Origin of the sequence: Pseudomonas sp. D3-10 (assembly GCF_051132175.1) — a bacterium.
In the GTDB taxonomy this organism is placed as follows: Bacteria; Pseudomonadota; Gammaproteobacteria; order Pseudomonadales; family Pseudomonadaceae; genus Aquipseudomonas.
The window spans coordinates 3,718,453-3,740,543 of the sequence record NZ_CP071668.1; the positions used below are offsets into that span (position 1 = coordinate 3,718,453).

General features: G+C 60.3%; 19 protein-coding genes. 8 read left to right on the forward strand and 11 right to left on the reverse strand.

Annotation, left to right across the window (positions count from 1 at the left end):
* Positions 1-16 precede the first annotated feature (16 nt).
* Both dusA and tal read left to right on the forward strand, forming a co-directional pair.
* The gene (dusA, locus tag J3P90_RS16715) at positions 17-1,012 is read left to right on the forward strand and encodes a tRNA dihydrouridine(20/20a) synthase DusA (protein WP_434650538.1); all 996 of its coding nucleotides are present in this window, start codon (positions 17-19) and stop codon (positions 1,010-1,012) included.
* A 178-nt stretch (positions 1,013-1,190) separates the two neighbouring features.
* Positions 1,191-2,117 carry a transaldolase gene (tal, locus tag J3P90_RS16720; RefSeq protein WP_420764661.1) on the forward strand — a complete coding sequence of 309 codons (927 nt, stop codon included), beginning with the start codon at positions 1,191-1,193 and terminating at the stop codon, positions 2,115-2,117.
* A gap of 144 nt (positions 2,118-2,261) precedes the next feature.
* Here the strand turns inward: tal and rssC are convergent, their stop codons facing one another.
* The 3 genes from rssC to J3P90_RS16735 form a co-directional block, all read right to left on the reverse strand.
* Positions 2,262-2,744, reverse strand: a complete 483-nt coding sequence (gene rssC, locus J3P90_RS16725; RefSeq protein ID WP_420764662.1) for an anti-sigma factor antagonist RssC — start codon at positions 2,742-2,744, stop codon at positions 2,262-2,264.
* On the reverse strand, positions 2,744-3,925 hold the full coding sequence (gene rssB, locus J3P90_RS16730) for a two-component system response regulator RssB (RefSeq protein ID WP_434675066.1): 1,182 nt from the start codon (positions 3,923-3,925) through the stop codon (positions 2,744-2,746). The genes rssC and rssB overlap by 1 nt, the downstream gene beginning before the upstream one ends.
* Positions 3,926-4,266: 341 nt before the next feature.
* Positions 4,267-4,956, reverse strand: a complete 690-nt coding sequence (locus J3P90_RS16735; protein ID WP_420764663.1) for an MlaA family lipoprotein — start codon at positions 4,954-4,956, stop codon at positions 4,267-4,269.
* A 201-nt stretch (positions 4,957-5,157) separates the two neighbouring features.
* Here J3P90_RS16735 and J3P90_RS16740 point away from each other — a divergent pair, with 201 nt between their 5' ends.
* Both J3P90_RS16740 and J3P90_RS16745 read left to right on the forward strand, forming a co-directional pair.
* Entirely contained in the window at positions 5,158-5,778 is a 621-nt protein-coding gene (locus J3P90_RS16740; protein ID WP_420764664.1) for an HAD family phosphatase, read from the forward strand.
* Between the two features lie 109 nt (positions 5,779-5,887).
* On the forward strand, positions 5,888-6,154 hold the full coding sequence (locus tag J3P90_RS16745; protein WP_434675067.1) for a DUF4404 family protein: 267 nt from the start codon (positions 5,888-5,890) through the stop codon (positions 6,152-6,154).
* 84 nt (positions 6,155-6,238) lie between these two features.
* On the opposite strand, the gene queF is transcribed toward J3P90_RS16745, so the two are convergent.
* The 5 genes from queF to J3P90_RS16770 form a co-directional block, all read right to left on the reverse strand.
* On the reverse strand, positions 6,239-7,069 hold the full coding sequence (queF, locus tag J3P90_RS16750; protein ID WP_434675068.1) for an NADPH-dependent 7-cyano-7-deazaguanine reductase QueF: 831 nt from the start codon (positions 7,067-7,069) through the stop codon (positions 6,239-6,241).
* 61 nt (positions 7,070-7,130) lie between these two features.
* Positions 7,131-7,652 carry a copper-resistant cuproprotein CopI gene (copI, locus tag J3P90_RS16755; RefSeq protein WP_434675069.1) on the reverse strand — a complete coding sequence of 174 codons (522 nt, stop codon included), beginning with the start codon at positions 7,650-7,652 and terminating at the stop codon, positions 7,131-7,133.
* A 265-nt stretch (positions 7,653-7,917) separates the two neighbouring features.
* Positions 7,918-9,162, reverse strand: a complete 1,245-nt coding sequence (locus J3P90_RS16760; RefSeq protein WP_434675070.1) for a lipoprotein-releasing ABC transporter permease subunit — start codon at positions 9,160-9,162, stop codon at positions 7,918-7,920.
* A 63-nt stretch (positions 9,163-9,225) separates the two neighbouring features.
* Complete coding sequence (gene lolD / locus J3P90_RS16765) at positions 9,226-9,909, reverse strand: lipoprotein-releasing ABC transporter ATP-binding protein LolD (RefSeq protein ID WP_162843734.1); 684 nt, start codon at positions 9,907-9,909, stop codon at positions 9,226-9,228.
* Between the two features lie 7 nt (positions 9,910-9,916).
* Positions 9,917-11,167, reverse strand: coding sequence for a lipoprotein-releasing ABC transporter permease subunit (locus tag J3P90_RS16770; RefSeq protein WP_434675071.1), 1,251 nt, complete (start codon positions 11,165-11,167; stop codon positions 9,917-9,919).
* 94 nt (positions 11,168-11,261) lie between these two features.
* Here J3P90_RS16770 and J3P90_RS16775 point away from each other — a divergent pair, with 94 nt between their 5' ends.
* Together J3P90_RS16775 and J3P90_RS16780 are read left to right on the forward strand one after the other, a co-directional pair.
* Positions 11,262-11,858: a PilZ domain-containing protein gene (locus J3P90_RS16775; protein ID WP_434563288.1), complete on the forward strand. Its 597-nt coding sequence runs from the start codon at positions 11,262-11,264 to the stop codon at positions 11,856-11,858.
* Complete coding sequence (locus J3P90_RS16780; RefSeq protein WP_434563286.1) at positions 11,855-12,577, forward strand: glycerophosphodiester phosphodiesterase; 723 nt, start codon at positions 11,855-11,857, stop codon at positions 12,575-12,577. Before J3P90_RS16775 ends, J3P90_RS16780 begins: the two co-directional genes overlap by 4 nt.
* Before the next feature lie 42 nt (positions 12,578-12,619).
* Here the strand turns inward: J3P90_RS16780 and sthA are convergent, their stop codons facing one another.
* Positions 12,620-14,014: a Si-specific NAD(P)(+) transhydrogenase gene (gene sthA / locus J3P90_RS16785; protein WP_304553302.1), complete on the reverse strand. Its 1,395-nt coding sequence runs from the start codon at positions 14,012-14,014 to the stop codon at positions 12,620-12,622.
* A 416-nt stretch (positions 14,015-14,430) separates the two neighbouring features.
* The gene (locus tag J3P90_RS16790) at positions 14,431-15,417 is read right to left on the reverse strand and encodes an FAD:protein FMN transferase (protein WP_434676586.1); all 987 of its coding nucleotides are present in this window, start codon (positions 15,415-15,417) and stop codon (positions 14,431-14,433) included.
* 227 nt (positions 15,418-15,644) lie between these two features.
* On the opposite strand from J3P90_RS16790, the gene J3P90_RS16795 reads away from it, so the two are divergent.
* A complete protein-coding gene (locus tag J3P90_RS16795) occupies positions 15,645-16,943 on the forward strand; it encodes an MFS transporter (protein WP_434675072.1) in 1,299 nt (432 codons plus the stop codon).
* A 59-nt stretch (positions 16,944-17,002) separates the two neighbouring features.
* Here the strand turns inward: J3P90_RS16795 and J3P90_RS16800 are convergent, their stop codons facing one another.
* Positions 17,003-18,466, reverse strand: coding sequence for a glyceraldehyde-3-phosphate dehydrogenase (locus J3P90_RS16800; RefSeq protein WP_420764673.1), 1,464 nt, complete (start codon positions 18,464-18,466; stop codon positions 17,003-17,005).
* A gap of 168 nt (positions 18,467-18,634) precedes the next feature.
* On the opposite strand from J3P90_RS16800, the gene mfd reads away from it, so the two are divergent.
* Complete coding sequence (gene mfd / locus J3P90_RS16805; protein ID WP_434675073.1) at positions 18,635-22,084, forward strand: transcription-repair coupling factor; 3,450 nt, start codon at positions 18,635-18,637, stop codon at positions 22,082-22,084.
* Positions 22,085-22,091 lie beyond the last annotated feature (7 nt).

The following is a 22,091-nucleotide window of genomic DNA, read 5'->3' on the forward strand; positions in this document are numbered from 1 at the left end:
TTGCCTCCAGATTCCCATGCCTCTTCAAGAAACTTTGCGACAGTCCGTTTCCCGCCGCTTCAGCGTGGCCCCGATGATGGATTGGACCGACGCCCACTGTCGCTTCTTCCTACGCATCCTCTCCAAGCACGCCCTGCTTTACACCGAAATGGTCACCACCGGTGCCTTGCTCAACGGCGACCACGAACGCTTCCTGCGCCACCATGAAACCGAGCATCCGCTGGCCCTGCAACTGGGCGGCAGCGTCCCCGGCGACCTGGCGGCCTGCGCCCGAATGGCCCAGGAACATGGCTACGACGAGGTGAATCTCAACGTCGGCTGCCCAAGCGACCGGGTGCAGAACAACATGATCGGCGCCTGCTTGATGGGGCATCCGGAATTGGTGGCCGATTGCGTGAAAGCGATGCGCGACGCCGTGTCGATTCCGGTGACGGTCAAGCATCGGATCGGGATCAATGGTCGCGACAGTTATGAGCAATTGTGCGAGTTCGTCGGGACCGTGCGTGACGCCGGTTGCAACAGTTTTACCGTGCATGCGCGGATTGCGATCCTGGAGGGGTTGTCGCCGAAGGAGAATCGCGACATTCCGCCATTGCGCTATGACGTGGTGGCCCGATTGAAAGCGGACTTCCCTGAGCTGGAGATCGTACTCAACGGTGGAATCAAGACACTGGAGGCCTGCCACGAACATCTGCAAACGTTCGATGGTGTCATGCTGGGCCGCGAGGCGTACCACAACCCGTATCTGCTGGCCGAAGTGGACCAACAGTTGTTCGGCAGCACTGCGCCGCTCATTACTCGTGCCGAGGCCTTGGCACAGCTGCGGCCTTATATTGCCGATCACTTGGCACAAGGCGGTGCCATGCACCACATCACCCGTCACGTGCTGGGGCTGGGCACTGGGTTCCCGGGCGCGCGGCGGTTCCGGCAGTTGTTGTCGGTGGATATCCACAAGACCAAGGATCCGTTGGCCTTGCTCGATCAGGCGGGCCAGTTGCTGGAAGGGCGTTAACCATCACTTGCTTTGAACCTGCGCGCTGTTTTGGCATCGTATCTACCGGTAGTTGCCCCGGCCTTTCAAACACCCGTTTTCAGGTTGTTGCCGCTGGGGCCATCGATACCTCTTCACGCCCTTGAGTGGCTGCCGGCCCTCGGGTAATGTCAACGGACCCATAGGACAGAGCACGCTCATGACTTCCAAGCTGGAACAACTCAAGCAGTTCACCACCGTCGTGGCCGATACGGGCGACTTCGAAGCCATCGCCCGCATCAAACCCGTCGACGCCACCACCAACCCATCCCTGCTGCTCAAGGCTTCGGCCATCCACGGTTATGCCGAGCTGCTGAACGCTTGCGTGGCGGACTGCAAGGGCGACGTGGGCCTGGCCAGCGACCGCTTTGGTGTTGCGGTGGGCCAGGAAATCCTGAAAGTGATTCCGGGGCGCATTTCCACCGAAGTGGATGCACGCCTTTCGTTCGATACCGAAGCCATGCTCAAGCGCGCGCATCGGCTGGTCGATCTGTACGAAAAGGCCGGCGTTGGCCGTGACCGCGTGCTGATCAAGATCGCTTCGACCTGGGAAGGCATCCGCGCTGCCGAGAAACTGGAGCGCGAAGGCATCCAGTGCAACCTGACCCTGCTGTTCTCCTTCGCCCAGGCCGCTGCCTGTGCAGATGCCGGGGTTTTCCTGATCTCGCCGTTCGTGGGCCGTATCTACGATTGGTACAAGAAGGCCAACGGCAACGACTACACCGGCGCCGATGATCCGGGCGTGCAGTCCGTGACGCGCATCTATAACTATTACAAGGCCAATGACTACAAGACCGTGGTTATGGGCGCGAGCTTCCGCAACCTCAACCAGATCGAGCAATTGGCCGGTTGCGATCGCTTGACTGTCAGCCCTGAGCTGCTGGAGAAACTGGCCGCCGACGAAGGCAAGCTGGAGCGCAAACTGGCACCTGGGCAAGCTGGAGAAGCTCGCCTGAGCCTCAATGAGCCCCAGTTCCGCTGGTTGTCCAACGAAGACGCCATGGCGACCGAGAAACTGGCTGAAGGCATCCGTCAGTTCGCTCGTGACCAGGAGAAGCTGGAAGCGTTGCTGCAAGCCAAGCTTTGAGCTGATTCGCAAGGCATGCAAAAGGGCGAACCCTGATGGGTTCGCCCTTTTTTATGCGGCTCGGCCTGAGAAATCTGGCGTCTGACCAGGCCATTCGCAAGCAGGCTCGCGAAAGCGTCAGTCCGGCCTACGCAGGCTCAAGAATCAAGGCCGCTCCAGCGCATTCACCAAGTCATGGAACGCTTCGCGATTGGAGTCGTTCAGCCCCATGAGGATCTTGTGGGCTTCGAGTACCTTGATCCGCACTTCTTCCTCGGATTGGTCCTGGTCAGGCAGGTCGTCCAGGCAATCGGGGCATGGCACCGGATCGCCGACGATGTTGAACACCTGGTCGAAACCCATCGATTGCAGAAGACGGGTGATGTCGTTGTGGGTAGTGACGACAGTCGGCAGCAGGCCGACTTTCTGCCGCGACAGTATCGACAGCTTGGCCAGTAGGCCCAGCGTAGTGCTGTCGATGCTGCGGGTTTCGGTCAGGTCGATCACGATGGCGCTGAAATTCAGCGCGGTGAAGATCTTTTCTATTGTCGCATCCAGCGCCGAACACAAGGTCAGGCGCACCTCACCGACAAACTTCAGGACAAAAGTGCCGTCCTGCTCGGCGAACTGGATTCTACCGGTACTCATCAAAGGTTCCTGCTCAACACTAACAGGGCGATATCATCCGGCATCTCCCCTAGCGTGGCTAATCCAAACACTTGCCGCAGGCCTTCCAGGCTGCCGCCCGCTGCACTCACCCGCTCGGGCAAGGCCGCTTCTTTCTCTTTGAGTGTAGGCTCTGACAAAAGGTCCAGAATGCCATCAGACATCAGCGTCAGGCTGAATGTCGGTGGCAGCTCCAATACGTGGTCCTCATAGGTCGCCTCGTTGAACAGGCCTACCGGCAAACCACGCCCTTCCAGGTAACGAACACTGTCTGGTGTATATAACACAGGCAACGGCAGGTGACCGCCGATGCTATAGGTCAACAAACCAGTCTCCTCGTCGATGACTCCACCGACCATCGTGACGTGCTTGCCCAGCTTACAACTGATCAGGCCCCGGTTGATATGCCCAAGGACCTCCGAAGGCTTGAATTCCGGCAATGTACCGTTGCGCTTGGATTCGAACAGCAGGCGCGTGGTCATGAACTTCAGCAACACCGTGACGAACGCCGACGAAGCACCGTGCCCGGAAACGTCCGCCAGGTAGAACGCCACGCGACGCTCATCTACACGAAAATAATCGACGAAGTCCCCCGACAGGTACAACGACGGGATGATCTGATGGGCAAAACGGAAACCATCGACCGTCCAGGGGCTCACCGGCAGCATGTTCATTTGCACCTGGCGCCCGGCGTTCTGGTCCTCTTGCAACAGGTTCAGGCTGGCTTCGAGCTCGCGATTGGCGGTCTCCAGCTTTTCCCTGTAGCGCTGGTTCTCCACCAGCAGTCGCGAGCGATCCAGGGCTCGGCGCACCGAGTGCTCAAGCACCGCGAGGTCTTCGAGGGGCTTGATCAGGTAGTCCGCCGCGCCCAGGCGCAACGCCTCGACCGCGTCGTTCATCACACCCGCGCCCGAAACGACGATGACCGAGGTCTGCGACGACAGCTCGGTGACCTGGCGAATGAGTTCGAGTCCGCCCATCTGCGGCATGCGCAAGTCGCAGATGACCAGGTCGGGCTTCTCCTGCTCGAATACCTGAAGACCCTGTTGGCCGTTACTGGCCTGCAAGACGCTGAAACCACTGTCTTCCAAGTAGGCCGCGAGACTGGCTCGCACCACTTCGTCATCATCGATTATCAGCAGCGTGGCACTGGTTTTTGGCATGTGGGCAAACGGCGCCAGAATTAGGTTGGCGTAGCGGGCTTGGCGTTGGGCCTGCGCGCACTACTGGATTCGCTTTCTAGCCTCTCTGCCGTACCGGCTTCAGGCCTTCGCCCTACACACGGTTACACCAGAGGTGCCCTTCTAAGGCGCAGACGGTACTCCCATCCGCGGGGCGTTTCAAGCTCATGCGAATCGCCGCTTGCCGTCTTTATTTGTCAAAGCACGGAGAGTTATAAGAACCGAGCGAAGCGTAACTCAATGGAAGGACAAATCTGCGCTTGAACCCTACCAAAGCAAAGAAGGCGGCCATCTGGGCCGCCTCCGCAACTTACAATTGGAAATCAAAAATCATCTTCGACTTGACCATCCTTGACCTTGAATTCGCGGTTTTGCAGGAAGGCATTGCGGATGAACACATACTTGTCGCCGCTGACGAGCTTTTCCGCCGAGAGCAGGCTGGCACGGGTGTCGACGATGTTCAGGCCCCAGATCGAATTGCGGACCGAGACATTATCGATATAAGGGTAAGGGGTGGCGTAGCTGTCGACCCACTTGGCCGGCGCGTCACGCAGGGTACTCGGCCCCAGCAGTGGCAGCATCAGGTACGGTCCGCTGCCCAGCCCCCAATACCCGAGGGTCTGGCCGAAATCTTCGTCGTTACGTTGCAGGCCCATCTTGGTGCCCACGTCGAAAAACCCCAGGAGACCGAACGTGGTATTGAAAATCAAACGGGCTGTGTCGACTCCCGCAGCGGCCGGTTTGGCTTGCAACAGGTCGTTGGCCAGGTTGCCCACGTCACCGATGTTGCGAAACATGTTGTGGATGCCGTCTTCGAGGAATCGCGGCGTCACGTACTGATAACCCTGGGCCAGCGGTTTGAGCGCATAGGTATCAATGGTGTCGTTGAAGGTGAAGATTGGACGGTTGATGCTTTCCCATGGATCTTCTTCCGTGGCGGCCTGGGCGGCAAACGGTACCAGCAGGATACTGGCAGATAGACACAGCTGAGCTAGACGATGGCTCCAGCGCATAGCGAAAACTCCTTGGATTATTCAGGCAAGGGCGCCGAGCCCAGGCGGTAAGGCCGCTAGTATAAGACGGAAAACGTGGATAGGCAGCACTGAAGCAAGAAGCTCGCTGTAGGAATATTCCACAACTAACTCGCATCATGGTGCTGTCACCGGACTGTCATCCGCGCTCGCTAGGCTGCTGGTTATTTCAAGGACGTTCCCATGCCGCGCGCCGAAGCACTGCCCCTCCCTGCCCCCAGCCTTACCGCCGTACTGTTTGGCCTGAGTGGATGCCTGGTGGATTTCGGGGCGCGCGTACGCCAGCCAGGCACCCAGCCATCGGATCATGCCCATCCGACCCCAGGCGCGCTGGAAAGCCTGCAACGCTTGCAGCATCTGGATATCCCCTGCGCCTGGCTCGACGACCTGCCCCCCGCCGTCAGCCATGGCCTGGCGACTTCGTTGCCTGCGTCCATCAAGGCGCCGCAACTTCCCGCAACAAATCAACCTTGGCCGGCGCCGCATGCCTGCTGGCAAGCCCTCATGGCGCTGAACGTCCAACAGTTGGACGGCTGCGTGTTGGTCAGTGGCGAACCCAAGTTGTTGCAGTCCGGGCTCAACGCCGGGTTGTGGACCATTGGACTGGCGTCCTGCGGCTCATTGTGCGGGCTGTCCCCTTCCGAATGGCAAGCCCTGAGCCAGCAGGAACGGGAAATCAAACGGGCCAAGGCCACGGTGCAGCTCTTCAGCCTCGGCGTGCATTCGGTGATCGACCACCTGGGCGAACTGGACACTTGCCTGGCCGACATCAGCCTGCGCAGACAAAAAGGCGAGAAGCCCTGAGCCGGATCATGCAGGGTGCGTGAGTGTGGATTACTCTTAAGGCAGGCCAAGGACCTTTGACGCAGCGTCGCGGTCCATGTCTGTGCCTATCAATAAAGGGAGTACGCCAATGCCTGCCAGCCGGGAATTGCAAGAACAACTCGATACCTTGCGCGAGCAATTGGAACAGGACCCGCCGCTGTCTGAGCCAGATCGCGAACATCTGCACAAGTTGATGGTAGAGATCGAATCTCAGATCGAACTGGAAAACCAGCTTCAGGACAACAGCCTGGTCGACGGCGTAAACCTGGCCGTAGAGCGTTTTGAAGTGGAGCACCCAACGATCGCCGGAACACTGCGCAATATCGTCATTACCTTGGGCGGCATGGGGATCTAAACCCTTGAAACGCAGAAAGCCCTGCTATCGCCAGCAGGGCTTTTTAATGTTTACGAATTGAAATGCAATCCCACAATCAAGATGTCATTGGCGGGCCAGCCGATGGTTCGGCAATTGCACCTCGTCGGTGCTGCGATACGGATTGATGTCCAGCCCACCACGCCGCACATACCGCGCATACACCGTCAGTTTCTCCGGCTTGAGCAAGCGCTGCAGGTCTAGGAAGATCCGCTCCACGCACTGCTCATGGAAATCCGAGTGCTGGCGAAAGCTGACGATGTAGGCCAACAAGCTCGCATGATCCAACGCAGCGCCGCGATACTCCACCGCTACGCTGCCCCAATCCGGCTGGCTCGTCACCGGGCAGTTGGACTTGAGCAAATGGCTGTGCAGGCTTTCCTCGACGATGCGCGAGTCATCGCAACGCAACAGTTCCGGGCGCGGGTGTTCATAGGAATCGACGCTGATGTCCAATTCGTCGATGCACGCACCGGGCAGCGCCACGATGCCTTCGTTTTCCACATCCTTGAGACTGCGGATCCGCACACCCACTGGCTTGCCGGCAGCCGCCGAAAGGTCCTGGCGCAAGGTCGCTTCCAGGCTCGCGGTGTCGGTGAATGGGGTCTGGTTCAACGAGTTCAAGTAAAGCTTGAAGGATTTGGACTCGATAATGTTCGGCGAATCCGCCGCGATGGCGAACTCGCCGATGGCCACCACCGGCTTGCCGGAAGGCAACAGCCAGGACAATTCGAAACAGTTCCAGAAATCCACGCCTTTGTACGGCAGGGTCTCGGCCGTCAGGCCCAGCTCCGCCCACTTCGCGGCGCGCGGAATCGGGAACAGCAATGACGGCGTGTACGTGGCGATGTATTCGCTGGATTTGCCCAGCGGCGAATGTTCGGCTGCGGGATGCATGACGGAAACCTGACTGAAGAATCAGCGGATTCTACCAGTCTTTGCCGCAGCCTTTGAGTGCTTACTGACTGACTGTCAGCTCGCCCCTCATGCCAGCCTGGTAATGGCCGGGAGCATTACAGGCGAATTCCAGGCGCGTGGCCTTGCTGAAGGTCCAGGTCAGCTCGGCGGTCTTGCCCGGCTCCACCAGCACGCTGTTGGGATCATCGTGGCGCATCTTCGCCTCGCCGTGGCCCATGGCGGCATGATCCAACCCCGGCTTCATCGTGGTCGGCATCAACTGGCCGCTCTGCTGCATCTTGAGCATTTGCTTTTGGTGCTTCACGTGCGTTGCAGCGTTGCCGAGGTTGAACTCATGAAGCAGCTGGCCTTTGTTGATGAGTACGAATCGAACCGTCTCGCCGGCCTTGACGCCCAGCGCACCGGGATCGAACGTCATGTCGCCCATCACCACATCGATGCTGCGACCGGCCTTGGCCGCTGGCGCAGGCTGACCGAAATCAAAATGGCCCGGCGATGCCCACGACAGCGCACTGAGGGTCAATGCGCAAACAGCCAGGATCAAGCGTACTCCCATCAACATGTCCATACTCCAGTCAGATTCAGCGTGTGGGAAAATCCATCGTCGCAGGCCTGCCAGTCGGCTTACAACTCGATTACAACTTTGTCAGGTTGTGCCACGAACCCGCCTGCCGGACTCAATCCCGGTGGCGAGGGAGCTTGCTCCCGCTGGAGGGCGAAGCGCTCCCAAAATCCAAACGCTGCTTATCATTTCGATGAGTGAGATTTTTGGGCTGCGGCGAAGCCCAGCGCGAGCAAGCTCCCTCGCCACGTAAGCCGGTTCAGCCTCAAGAATACCGCAACGCCTGCGCCGGTTCGATCTTCGCCGCGCGCCACGCCGGGTACACGGTGGCGAGGAAGCTGAGGATGAACCCGGCAGAACAGATCAGCACCACGTCGCCACGCTGAAGCTCAGACGGCAGGTTGCTGACGAAATACACATCGGAACTGAAGATGTGCTGACCGCTGACCCGCTCCAGCCAACCCACCAACTCACTGACGTTCAACGCGGCGATCACGCCCAGCACGCCGCCAATGAGCGTGCCAACGATGCCGATCACCGTTCCCTGGACCATGAAGATCGCCATGATCTGCCGCGGCGTGGCGCCGATGGTGCGCAGGATGGCGATGTCGGCGCCTTTATCGTTCACCACCATGATCAACGTGGCGATGATGTTGAACGCCGCCACCGCGACGATCATCAGCAACAGCAAGCCAATCATGGTCTTTTCCATTTTCATGGCGCTGAACAGGCTGCCCTGGGTGTGAGTCCAGTCGTCGGCCTTGTAGCTGGCGCCAAGACCGGTGGCGATATCACCCGAGACTTTCGGCGCCGCGTACAAGTCCTTCACCGCCAGGCGCACGCTTTGCACCTGGTTCGGCTGCCAGTGCTGCATCTGCGCGGCGTCAGCCAGGTGGATCAGCGCCATGGAGCCGTCCAGCTCGGCGCCGACCTTGAACACGCCGACCACATTCAGCCGCTGCATCCGTGGCGTGATGCCGCCAGGCGCTGTGCTGACTTCCGGCACGATCAGGGTCAGTTTATCGCCCACGTTCAGGCGGAAGCGCCGGGCAGTGATCTCGCCGATCACCACGCCAAACTCCCCCGGTTTCAGGGCGTCGAGACGGCCCTGGACGATGTGCTGGGCGACGATGGAAACCTTGCCTTCCTGGGCCGGGTCCACCCCGCTGATCTGGATCGGCTGCATCGAACCTTTATGGCTCAGCATGCCTTCCATCTCGGTGAACGGAACGGCCGCGAGGACTTCAGGATTTTTCAATGCGGCGGCTGCCACTGGCTGCCAGTCATCGATCGGGTTAACGCCAACGATGGTGGCGTGCGGAACCATGCCGAGGATGCGCGAACTCATTTCGCGCTGGAAGCCATTCATCACCGACAACACGACGATCATCGCCAGTACGCCAAGGGCGAGGCCGATCATCGATGTCATGGAAATGAACGAGACAAAACGATTGCGGCGCTTGGCGCGGGTATAGCGCGTGCCGATGAAAATCGATAACGGTCTGAACATTCGTTGGGCACCGTATGAAAATAAAAGACCCGGCGCTTGCGGCAAGCGCCGGGTTTCGGTCGATCAGATGGGCGTCAGGCAACCTTCCTGCAAATGCAGGACGCGGTCCATCTGGCGGGCCAGGTTCATATCATGGGTCACCACCAGGAACGCCGTGCGCATCGAGGTGCTGAGCTCCAGCATCAAGTCCTGGATGCCCTGGGCGGTGTGGGAATCGAGGTTGCCGGTCGGCTCGTCGAGCATCACCAGGCCGGGCTTGTTGACCAGGGCGCGGGCAATCGCCACGCGCTGGCGCTCGCCACCGGACAGTTCGGCCGGCTTGTGCTCCAGGCGATGCCCCAGCCCTACCCGCTCCAACAGTGCAGTGGCGCGCTGACGGGCCTCGGGAATCGCCGTGCGACCGATCAACAGCGGCATGCAGACGTTTTCCAGGGCCGTGAACTCGGGCAGCAGATGGTGGAACTGATAGACGAAACCCAGGGAACGGTTACGTAACAGGCCACGGGCTTTCTCATTCAATGCCGAGAGTTCTTCGCCCGCCAGCCAGACACTGCCGGCGGTTGGCGTATCGAGGCCACCGAGCAGATTCAGCAAGGTGCTTTTGCCCGAGCCGGAAGTTCCGACGATCGCCACGCGCTCGCCGGGATGCAGCTCCAGCTGCAGGCCCGACAACACCACCACCGACTCCGGGCCTTCCTCGTAGGATTTGCCCAGGTTGCGGCAACTCAAGATTGCTTTTTCACTCATGCCCGACTCACTCATAACGTAACGCCTCCGCAGGCTGGGTGCGCGCGGCACGCCAGGCTGGATACAGGGTGGCGAGAAAACTCAGGACCAACGCGGCGCCGCAGACCATCAACACGTCATCGGCCTGCAATTGCGAAGGCAAGTAATCGATGAAGTACACGTCGGCGTTGAGAAACTTGTGCCCGATCAGGGTTTCGAGACCGGCAATCGCGGCGCTGACATTCAGCGCGGCGAACATTCCGACCAGGGCCCCGACGAACGTACCGATAACGCCGATGACGGTGCCCTGAACCATGAAGATGCGCATGATCTGCCCCGGCGTGGCGCCGAGGGTACGCAGGATGGCGATATCGCCCTTCTTGTCGTTCACCACCATCACCAGCGTCGAGATGATGTTGAACGCCGCCACGGCGACAATCAGCAACAGCAGCAGGCCGATCATGGCTTTTTCCATGCGGATCGCCTGGTACAGGTTGCCGTGTGTGCGGGTCCAGTCGCGGGCGTAGTAACGGTCTTCGCCGAGTTGCTGGGCAATGTTCCAGGCAACACGTGGCGCCTGGAACAGGTCATCGAACTTCAATCGCAGGCCTTGGACCTGGTCCGGTTTCCAGCGATGCAGGCGGGCGAGATCCTGAAGATTGGTCACGCCCAGGTAGCCGTCCAGCTCGCCGGCGCCGACGTGGAAGATGCCTACCACGGTAAAGCGTTTCATGCGCGGGAACATGCCGCCCGGGGTGACGGTGACTTCCGGCGCGACGAAGGTCAGCTTGTCGCCGATGGCCACGCCGAGCTTGGCCGCGGCTTTGTCGCCGATCACGATGCCGAAGCTGCCTGGCGCCAGGTCGTCGAGTTTGCCCTGCTTCATGAAGTTGTCGATGATCGACACCTGCCGCTCCAGCCCGGGGTCGATGCCGTTGAGCAAGACCTTGGAAACCTTGCCGTCGTTGGTCAGCAGCCCCTGCATCTGGGTGAAAGGCGCCACGGCCAGCACCTGCGGGTTCCGCTTGACGTTGGCGGCCAGGCTCGGCCAATCGCTGATGGCTTCGCCGGTTTCGAGGGTCGCGTGAGGCACCATGCCCAGTACGCGGGTGCGCATTTCATGATCGAAGCCGTTCATCACCGACAACACGACGATCATCACGACCACGCCAAGGGCCAGTCCGATGATGGACGTCAGGGAAATGAACGATACGAAATGATTGCGACGCTTTGCACGGGTATAACGCGTGCCGATGAATACGAAGAGAGGTCTGAACATGTCGGGGCTTGTTCGGAGGGAAAAGGAACGTCCTTGTGGCGGGGGTCACAAACCAGCTTTACACTCAGACCACCGCCGCTACCATGGGTTCGCCATGTCGACATTAGATGAAGAAGATCGCCGCGAATACTACCGTATCGAGGACACGATCGCACTGGAAATTCGGCCCCTGTCCGTTCCTGAAGCCGCCAGCCAGGAAGTGTTGCAGGATGAGTCCCCATTGTTCAATCTGCTCAGCGAATTGCACCTGAGCGAATTCGAGTCACAGCACCTGTTGCGCCAGATCAGCGAGCGCGAACGCAGCATCGCCGCCTACCTGAAGGCCATGAACAAACGCATCGACTTGCTCAGCCAGGTCATCGCGGTGACCGTGCTTGGCGAAATCGGCGAACCACAGCCTGTGATCATCTCCGAAGGCGGCATTGATTTCCAATACCCCTCCCCCGTTGCGGTCGGCGCGCACCTGTCGATCAAGCTGGTGCTGATGCCCCAGGCCCTGGGCCTGTTGCTCCGAGCCCGCGTCACGCATTGCGATCCCAAGGGCGATGGCTACGACGTGGGAACAGAGTTTGAACACCCGACCGACGCCCAGCGCCAATTGCTGGCCCGCTACATCCTGCAAAAACAGGCGCAAGAACGGCGCCTGGCGCGGGAACTGAACGAATCTGGCATCAATAAGGAAGAACCGTGACCCTCATCTATGGCCACCGCGGCGCCAAGGGCGAAGCACCGGAAAATACCCTCACCGGGTTCCAGGAATGCCTCAAGCACGGCGTGCGCCGTTGCGAGCTGGACTTGCACCTGTCCATGGACGGCGAATTGATGGTGATCCACGACCCGACCCTCAAGCGCACCACCGATCGCCGGGGCAAAGTCGTCGAACACACCGCCGCCGAACTGGTGACCTACGATGCGCGCAAAGGTGGCCCAGGCTGGATCAAGCCGTGCCCGATTCCTCGGCTGGAAGAGCTGTTCGAGCAATGCGATTTCGAGCACTGGCAACTTGAAGTGAAAAGCGCGTCACGCACCCGCGCCGCCGCAACCGTGCTGGGCATTCGCGAGATGGCCCAACGCTTCGGGCTGCTGGATAAGATCACCATCACCTCCAGTTCCCGGGAAGTGCTCAAGGCGGCCCTGGACCTGACCCCGGACATTTCCCGCGGACTGGTGGCCGAATACGCCTGGCTCGATCCGTTGAAGGTCGCCCAGAGTTATGGCTGCGAGATTCTGGCGCTGAACTGGACCCTGTGCACGCCGGAACGCCTTATCAAGGCGCAGCGCCAGGGGCTGCATGTGTCGGTGTGGACGGTCAACGAGCCCGCGCTCATGCGCAGGCTCGCCGACTTTGGCGCTGACAGCCTGATTACAGACTTTCCCGGTTTGGCCACTGCCACCCTCGAGAATTGCTGAAATCGGTCTCCCCGGCCGGCTCAGGCCACCGGCCGGAGCCGCTCAAAAAAGCCGGTTGAGCCCGTCATAGGCGGCTACCCGATAGGCTTCAGCCATGGTCGGGTAGTTGAACGTGGTGTTCACGAAGTATTTCAACGTGTTCAGTTCGCCCGGCTGGTTCATGATCGCCTGGCCGATGTGAACGATCTCCGACGCCTGATAGCCGAAGCAGTGCACACCGAGCACTTCCAGCGTCTCGCGATGGAAGAGGATCTTCAGCATGCCTTGCGGCTCGCCGGCGATCTGTGCCCGCGCCATGCTCTTGAAAAAGGCCTTGCCCACTTCATAAGGCACCTTGGCCTGGGTCAGTTCCTGCTCGTTCTTGCCGATCGAGCTGATCTCCGGAATGGTGTAGATGCCAGTCGGTACATCGTTGACGAAGCGCCAGCTGCCGTTGTCGACAATACTGCCGGCGGCCGAACGGCCCTGGTCGTGGGCGGCACTGGCCAGGCTCGGCCAGCCGATCACATCACCGGCACCGTAGATATTCGGTACGCAGGTGCGGTAGTTCTCGTCGACCTCGATCTGGCCACGGCTGTTGACCTTTACGCCAATGTTCTCCAGGCCCAGGGTGTCCGTGTTGCCGGTACGGCCGTTGCACCAGAGCAAGGCGTCGGCCTTGATCTTCTTGCCAGACTTGAGGTGCAGGATCACACCGTTGTCGACGCCTTCCACGCGGTCGTATTCCTCGTTGTGGCGCACGGTAATGTTGTTGTTGCTGAAGTGGTAGCTCAAGGCCTGGGAGATTTCCGAGTCAAGGAAGCTCAGCAACTGGCCGCGGTTGTCCACCAGCTCCACCAGCACGCCCAGGCCGCTGAAGATCGAGGCGTATTCGCAACCGATCACCCCGGCGCCGTAGACGATGAGCTTACGTGGGGTGTGACCCAGGCTCAGGATAGTGTCGCTATCGTAGATACGTGCGTGGTTGAAATCGATATCAGCCGGACGATATGGGCGCGAACCGGTAGCGATGATGATGTGCTTGGCCACCAGCTTCTCGACCACGCCATTGCCACAGACTACTTCGACAGTCTGCTCGTCGGCGAAGCTGCCAGTGCCGAAGAACACATCGACACGGTTGCGAGCGTAGTAGCCGGTACGCGAGGCCACTTGCTTGGAGATCACCTTCTCGGCGCTCTTGAGCACGTCCGGAAAGGAGAACCAGCGCGGCTCGCCGATGGCCCGGAACATCGGGTTGGTGTTGAACTGCATGATCTGCCGGACCGAGTGACGCAAGGCCTTGGACGGGATGGTGCCCAAGTGGGTGCAGTTGCCGCCGACCTGCCGACGGCTGTCGACCATCGCCACTTTGCGCCCTGCCTTGGCAGCGTTCATTGCCGCGCCTTCCCCGGCAGGGCCGGAACCCAGTACTACCACGTCGTAGTTGTAGACAGCCATGCGTACTCCTCAGAACAGGCCGCGATGCCACGCTTGGCACCGACGGCTAAATCATGCCGACCGGCGGCATGAAGGAACAATTTGGGGCCGGTTCACGCGCCCGGCCACAGTCTATAGAAGCGTCAACGCCGCGCACATTACCCCTTGGTCGCGTCGTAGGCTAGGGGGCGTTCTCAATTAGTTTCCCCACCGCGTTGTGGGTAAATTAACTGAGAATGCCCCCTTTGCCTGCGCTATTTCGCCACGGGAGCCTTTCAGCACCCTGTCATTGCATGACACCTATCTCAAATACGCTTGGATCATTGTGGCGAGGGAGCTTGCTCTCGCTGGGGTGTGTAGCGCCCCCTCCATTTTTGTGAGCGCTTCGCACTCAAGCGGGAGCAAGCTCCCTCGCCACGGTAATTCCACTTCAATGGTCATTGGTTTTTTCCACGGGTCATCCGTTCAAAGATGTCGTTGGTGCGGCTGACGAAACGCTCCCCATCCCGCAATACGAAAAATACCCCGACGCCATGTTCCTGGGCATAGTCCCAACCTCGTTCAGGACCGAGAATCAGCAACAGCGTCGATAGTCCATCGGCCATCATCGCCGAAGGATGAATCACCGTGACGGACGCCAGGTTGTGTAGGACCGGCGCACCAGTACGCACATCAAAGGTGTGGGAATAACGCTTGCCGCCCTGCTCGAAGTATTTTCGGTAATCACCTGACGTTGAAATCCCGTAGCCGTTGACCTCGATGACCCGCTCCGCCACTTGCCGGTCGTCCCGTGGTTCTTCCAGAGCGATGCGCCAGGGCGAACCATCCGGCTTGCGCCCGATAGCCTTGAGTTCACCGGTAGCTTCGGCCAGGTAGCTGTCGATGCCCAGGGCCTGAAGCCTGGCGGCGATGCGGTCGACGGCGTAACCGGCCGCGATGCTGTTGAAATCGACTTCCACCGCGGCGTCCTTGCACAGTTGGTCGCGCTCAATGCGCAGATGTCTATGACCTACGCGCTGACGAGTTTCGGCCAGGGCCTCGGCGCTCGGCACCTGTTCTTCCCGGGACTGCGGACCGAACCCCCACAGGTTCAATAAAGGCTCAACCGTCAAATCGAAGGCGCCTGCGCTTTGCGAGGAGAGTTGCTCGCCCGCTCGGATCAGCTCGAGCACTGGCTCCGGCATCACTCGGCAACTATCAGCAGGCATCGTATTGAAACGCTCGATGTCCGAGTCACTGCGATAGGTGGACAACTGTCTATCTACTTCGGCCAGGATCTTTTCCACCTCGCCCTGCACCACTTTCGGACCGGGGGTAGCGACATGCCTGACGTACTGGATGGAATAGCGGCTGCCCATGGTCGGGCCGTCGAAGCGCTCCAAGGTGTCGCCGTTGCCGCAAGCGGATAACACGCCAGCAAGCATCACACCCCCTATCCATCGTCCAGTTAACAAATCTTCATCTCCCGACAAAACCGCGCCAGCCATTATGGGCTACAGACACGCGCAAAAAACCTGTGGGAGCGAGCTTGCTCGCGGCGGCGGGGGCTCATCGACAATGCGCTACCTGACACACCGCTATTACGAGCAAGCTCGCTCCCACAGGGGCTACAGCGTTTTCATACAAGATTTGCCAAAGTGGGTACTTAACCATGTCTTCCAACACGAGCAACGGCAAGGCGATTTTCCGCGTCGTCAGCGGCAACTTCCTCGAGATGTTCGACTTCATGGTCTACGGCTTCTACGCCACGGCCATCGCCAAGACATTTTTCCCAACAGACAGCGCCTTTGCCTCGCTGATGCTGTCCCTGGCCACGTTCGGCGCGGGATTCCTGATGCGTCCGCTGGGCGCGATTTTCCTCGGCGCCTACATCGACCGCCACGGCCGCCGCAAAGGCCTGATCATCACGCTGGCGATGATGGCCGCCGGCACGGTGCTCATCGCCTGCGTTCCGGGCTACGCCACACTGGGCGTGGCGGCACCGTTGCTGGTGTTGCTGGGTCGATTGCTGCAAGGTTTTTCCGCTGGCGTGGAGCTGGGTGGGGTGTCGGTGTACCTGGCGGAAATTTCCACGCCGGGGCGCAAGGGCTTCTTTGTCAGTTGGCAGTCCGCCAGCCAACAGGCCGCCGTGGTGTTTGCCGGCTTGCTGGGAGTCGCTCTGAATCATTGGTTGAGCCCCGTGGAAATGGGTGAATGGGGCTGGCGCGTGCCGTTCCTCGTCGGTTGCCTGATCGTGCCGGTCATCTTCGTGATTCGCCGCTCACTGGAAGAAACACCTGAATTCCAGGCAAGAAAACACCGCCCTACCCTGTCGGAAATCGTCCGCTCCATCGGCCAGAACTTCGGCATCGTCTTGGCCGGCATGGCGTTGGTAGTGATGACCACCGTGTCGTTTTACCTGATCACCGCCTACACACCGACATTTGGCAAGGCAGAGCTGAACCTGTCGGACCTGGATGCGCTGCTGGTCACGGTGTGTATCGGCTTATCGAATTTCTTCTGGCTGCCGGTCATGGGCGCGTTTTCCGACAAGATTGGACGTAAACCCCTGCTGCTGGGTGCGACCATTCTCGCAATCTTGACGGCGTACCCCGCGCTGTCCTGGCTGGTGGCGAACCCCAGCTTCAGCCATTTGTTGATCGTCGAGTTGTGGTTGTCGTTCCTGTACGGATCCTACAACGGAGCGATGGTGGTCGCCTTGACGGAAATCATGCCGGTCGAAGTGCGCACCACAGGCTTTTCCCTGGCCTATAGCCTCGCCACCGCCACCTTCGGCGGGTTTACCCCGGCAGCCTGTACCTATCTGATCCATGTGCTGGGTAACAAAGCAGCACCGGGGATTTGGCTCAGTGGCGCGGCGGTGTTGGGGTTGATTGCGACCTTGGTGCTGTTCAAGGGTAACCGGCATGAGCTGCGGACCGCCCAAGCTTCTGCCGTTAGTGGCGCCTGACAAATCCCAGGCAAAAAAACGCCCCGACAAGTCGGGGCGTTTTCACAAGCAGTTAACGCTTAGCGCGGGAATGCAGGCGGATTCACATCAGCCATGTCTTCCATCACGCGAACCACCTGGCAGCTGTAACCGAACTCGTTGTCGTACCAGACGTAAAGGACAACACGGTTATCCTGGACGATGGTCGCTTCTGCGTCGACGACACCGGCGTGGCGGGAGCCAACGAAGTCGGTGGACACCACTTCCTGCGAGTTGACGAAGTCGATTTGCTTATGCAGATCGGAGTGCAGCGCCATGTAGCGCAGGTAGTCGTTCATCTCTTCGCGAGTCGCGGCTTTCTCAAGGTTCAGGTTGAGAATGGCCATCGACACGTTCGGCGTCGGCACGCGGATCGCGTTACCGGTCAGCTTGCCGGCCAGCTCAGGCAGGGCCTTGGCTGCAGCAGTGGCGGCACCGGTCTCGGTGATGACCATGTTCAGCGCGGCGCTACGACCACGGCGATCGCCCTTGTGGAAGTTGTCGATCAAGTTCTGGTCGTTGGTGTACGAGTGAACGGTTTCGACGTGACCGTTGATGATGCCGAACTTGTCGTTCACGGCCTTGAGCACCGGCACGATGGCGTTGGTGGTGCAGGACGCGGCGGAGACGATCTTGTCGTCAGCGGTGATTTCGTTGTGGTTGATACCGTGAACGATGTTCTTCAGCTTGCCCTTGCCAGGCGCGGTCAGGACAACGCGGTCGATACCCGGGCACGCCAGGTGCTGGCCCAGGCCATCGGCGTCACGCCATACGCCGGTGTTGTCCACCAGCAGCGCGTCCTTGATGCCGTACTGGGTGTAATCCACCTCGGTCGGGTTCTTCGCGTAGATCACCTGGATCAGGTTGCCGTTGGCGGTGATGGTGTTGTTTTCTTCGTCGATGGTAATGGTGCCATTGAACGAACCGTGGACCGAATCGCGACGCAGCAGGCTGGCGCGCTTGGTCAGGTCGTTCTCGGCGCCTTTGCGCACGACGATGGCACGCAGGCGCAGGCCGTCGCCACCACCGGTTTTCTCGATCAGGATGCGCGCCAGCAGACGACCGATACGGCCAAAGCCGTAGAGCACGACGTCAGTGCCTTTGCGCGGCGAAGCGTTCTGTTGACCAACCACATCGGCCATCTCTTCGCGAACGAACTGCTCGGCGCTACGGCCATTGCCTTCGTTACGGAATTTGAACGCCAACTTGCCCAGGTCCACCGAAGCCGCGCCGAGCTTGAGCTCGCTCATGGCCTTGAGCAGGGGGAATGTTTCGTGGACGGAGAGTTCGCTGTCGTCGGAAGAACGGTGGCGAGCAAAGCGGTGGGCCTTGAGGATCGCGATGACAGACTGGTTGATCAGGCTGCGGCCATAGATCGAGCTCACCACATTGTTATTGCGGTAGAGCTGACCGATGAGAGGGATCATCGCTTCTGCGAGTGCTTCACGATCAATCCATTCACCAAGACACTGGTCGGGCTTCTGAGTCACGGTAACCTTCCACATGTAGGGGCTGAAAAAAGGGGCTACATTATGCCGCCGAGTCCTCTGCGGAGCAATGCGCGCCCGTCGCGCCGTGGTTTTGCGTTCTGACAGAGTAGTCCGCGACTGACAGCCGGGCACTTCCCCCGCTACAATTGTCGACTTTGTCGCAACGCTGGAGCTCAACCTTCCGTGCCCGTTCTGCGTCTTCCGCTTCTCCCTGCCGCGGCAGGTAAACAGCACTGGGGCAACCTGCCCGGTGCCGCCCTGAGCCTGGCTATCGCCGAGGCCGCCAGCGCTGCAAAGCGCTTCACCCTGTTGTTGACCGCCGACAGCCAGAGCGCCGAGCGGCTGGAACAGGAGCTGGGTTTCTTCGCCCCGGATTTGCCAGTGCTGCATTTCCCGGATTGGGAAACCCTGCCCTACGACCTTTTTTCGCCGCACCAGGACATCATTTCCCAGCGCATCGCTAGCCTCTACCGGCTGCCGGAGCTCAGTCATGGCGTTTTGGTAGTGCCGATCACCACAGCCCTACATCGCCTCGCACCGACTCAGTTCCTGCTGGGCAGCAGCCTGGTGCTGGACATCGGCCAGAAGCTTGACGTCGAGCAGATGCGCAGCCGGCTCGAGGCCAGTGGCTATCGCTACGTCGATACCGTTTACGAGCACGGTGAGTTCGCGGTCCGTGGCGCCCTGATCGACCTCTTCCCGATGGGCAGCAAATTGCCGTATCGCATCGACCTGTTCGATGACGAAATCGAGACCCTGCGCACTTTCGATCCGGAAAACCAGCGCTCCATCGACAAGGTCCAATCGATCCGCCTGTTGCCCGCCAAGGAATTCCCGCTGCAAAAAGACGCGGTCACCCGGTTCAAGGCGCGTTTTCGCGAGCGTTTCGACGTGGATTTCCGCCGTTGCCCGATCTTCCAGGACCTGAGCAGCGGAATCACGCCGGCCGGCATCGAGTATTACTTGCCGCTGTTCTTCGAAGAAACGTCCACGCTGTTCGATTATCTGCCCCAGGACACCCAGGTGTTTTCCCTGCCAGGCATCGAGCAGGCCGCGGAAAACTTCTGGAACGACGTGCGCAATCGCTACGAAGAACGTCGTGTCGATCCGTCCCGTCCTTTGCTGCCGCCCGCCGAACTGTTCTTGCCGGTGGAAGATTGCTTCGCCCGCCTCAAGAGTTGGCCGCGCGTGGTGGCCAGCCAGCAGGACGTGGAAACCGGCGCCGGCCGTGAGCGCTTCCCCGCCAAGCCCTTGCCCGACCTGGCAATCGAAGCCAAGGCCACGCAACCGCTGGCGGCCCTGGCCGGTTTCCTCGACGGTTTCCCTGGCCGTGTGCTGTTTACCGCCGAGTCCGCGGGCCGCCGCGAAGTGTTGCTGGAGCTGCTCGAACGCCTGAAGTTGCGTCCGAAGACCGTCGACAGCTGGCCTGACTTTGTCGCGGGCAAGGATCGCCTGGCGATCACCATCGCACCGCTCAACGAGGGCTTGATCCTTGACGATCCGGCCTTGGCGCTGGTGGCTGAAAGCCCATTGTTCGGCCAGCGTGTCATGCAGCGTCGTCGTCGCGAAAAACGCGCCGACGCAGCCAACGACGCAGTCATCAAGAACCTCACGGAACTACGTGAAGGCGCGCCGGTGGTGCACATCGACCACGGCGTGGGCCGCTACCTGGGCTTGGCGACCCTGGAGATCGAAAACCAGGCCGCCGAATTCCTGACCCTCGAATACGCCGAGGGGGCGAAACTGTACGTGCCGGTGGCCAACCTTCACCTCATCGCCCGCTACACCGGCAGCGACGACGCCTTGGCCCCGCTCCATCGCCTGGGCTCGGAAACCTGGCAGAAAGCCAAGCGCAAGGCCGCCGAACAGGTGCGCGACGTGGCAGCGGAATTGCTGGATATCTATGCTCGCCGGGCCGCACGCGAAGGTTATGCATTCGCGGACCCGAAAGCCGACTACGAAACCTTCAGCGCCGGCTTCCCTTTCGAAGAAACCGTCGACCAGCAGACCACCATCGAAGCCGTGCGCGCCGACATGCTCGCGCCCAAGCCCATGGACCGGCTGGTGTGTGGCGACGTGGGTTTCGGCAAGACCGAAGTGGCGATGCGTGCTGCGTTCATTGCCGTGCATGGCGGCAAGCAGGTGGCGATCCTGGTGCCGACTACCCTGCTCGCCCAACAGCATTACAACATTTTCCGCGACCGCTTCGCCGATTGGCCGGTGACCGTGGAAGTGATGAGCCGCTTCAAATCCGCCAAGGAAGTAAACGCCGCCGTGGCCGACCTGGCCGAAGGCAAGATCGACATCGTCATCGGCACGCACAAGCTGCTGCAGGACGATGTGAAGATCAAGAACCTCGGGCTGGTGATCATCGATGAAGAGCACCGTTTTGGCGTACGCCAGAAAGAACAGCTCAAGGCCCTGCGCAGCGAAGTCGACATCCTGACCCTGACCGCCACGCCGATCCCGCGCACATTGAACATGGCCGTTTCAGGCATGCGCGACCTGTCGATCATCGCCACGCCGCCGGCCCGGCGCCTGTCGGTGCGCACATTCGTCATGGAGCAGAACAAGAGCACGGTCAAGGAGGCCTTGCTACGCGAGCTGCTGCGCGGCGGCCAGGTCTATTACCTGCACAACGACGTGAAGACCATCGAGAAATGCGCCGCCGACCTGGCCGAGCTGGTGCCGGAAGCACGCATCGGCATCGGCCACGGACAAATGCGTGAACGCGAGCTCGAACAGGTGATGAGCGACTTCTACCACAAGCGCTTCAACGTGCTGATCGCCTCGACCATCATCGAGACCGGCATCGACGTGCCAAGCGCCAACACGATCATCATCGAGCGCGCCGACAAATTCGGCCTGGCCCAGTTGCACCAATTGCGTGGCCGGGTCGGACGCAGTCACCACCAGGCCTACGCCTACCTGCTGACACCGCCGCGCCAGCAGATCACCCCGGACGCGGAAAAACGCCTGGAAGCCATTGCCAACACCCAGGACCTGGGCGCCGGCTTCGTACTGGCCACCAATGACCTTGAAATCCGTGGCGCTGGCGAGTTGCTTGGCGATGGCCAGAGCGGGCAGATCCAGGCAGTGGGTTTCACCCTGTACATGGAAATGCTTGAACGGGCGGTCAAATCGATCCGCAAGGGCGAGCAACCGAACCTCGACCAGCCCCTCGGCGGCGGCCCGGAAATCAACCTGCGGGTGCCAGCGCTGATCCCCGAGGATTACCTGCCGGATGTTCATGCACGCCTGATCCTCTACAAACGCATCGCCTCGGCCACCGACGAGGAAGGCCTGAAGGACCTGCAAGTGGAGATGATCGACCGCTTCGGCCTGCTTCCGGAGCCGACCAAGAACCTGGTACGCACAACGCTGCTCAAGCTCAAGGCAGAGCAATTGGGCATCAAGAAAGTCGACGGCGGCCCCAACGGCGGCCGGATCGAGTTCGAGGCGCAGACCCCGGTTGATCCGCTGGTCCTGATCAAGCTGATCCAGGGCCAACCCAAACGCTACAAATTCGAAGGCGCCACGATGTTCAAGTTCATGGTGCCCATGGAACGCCCGGAAGAGCGCTTCAATACCGTAGAGGCGCTGTTCGAGCGCCTCAATCCGACCACTGCTTGAAGGACGC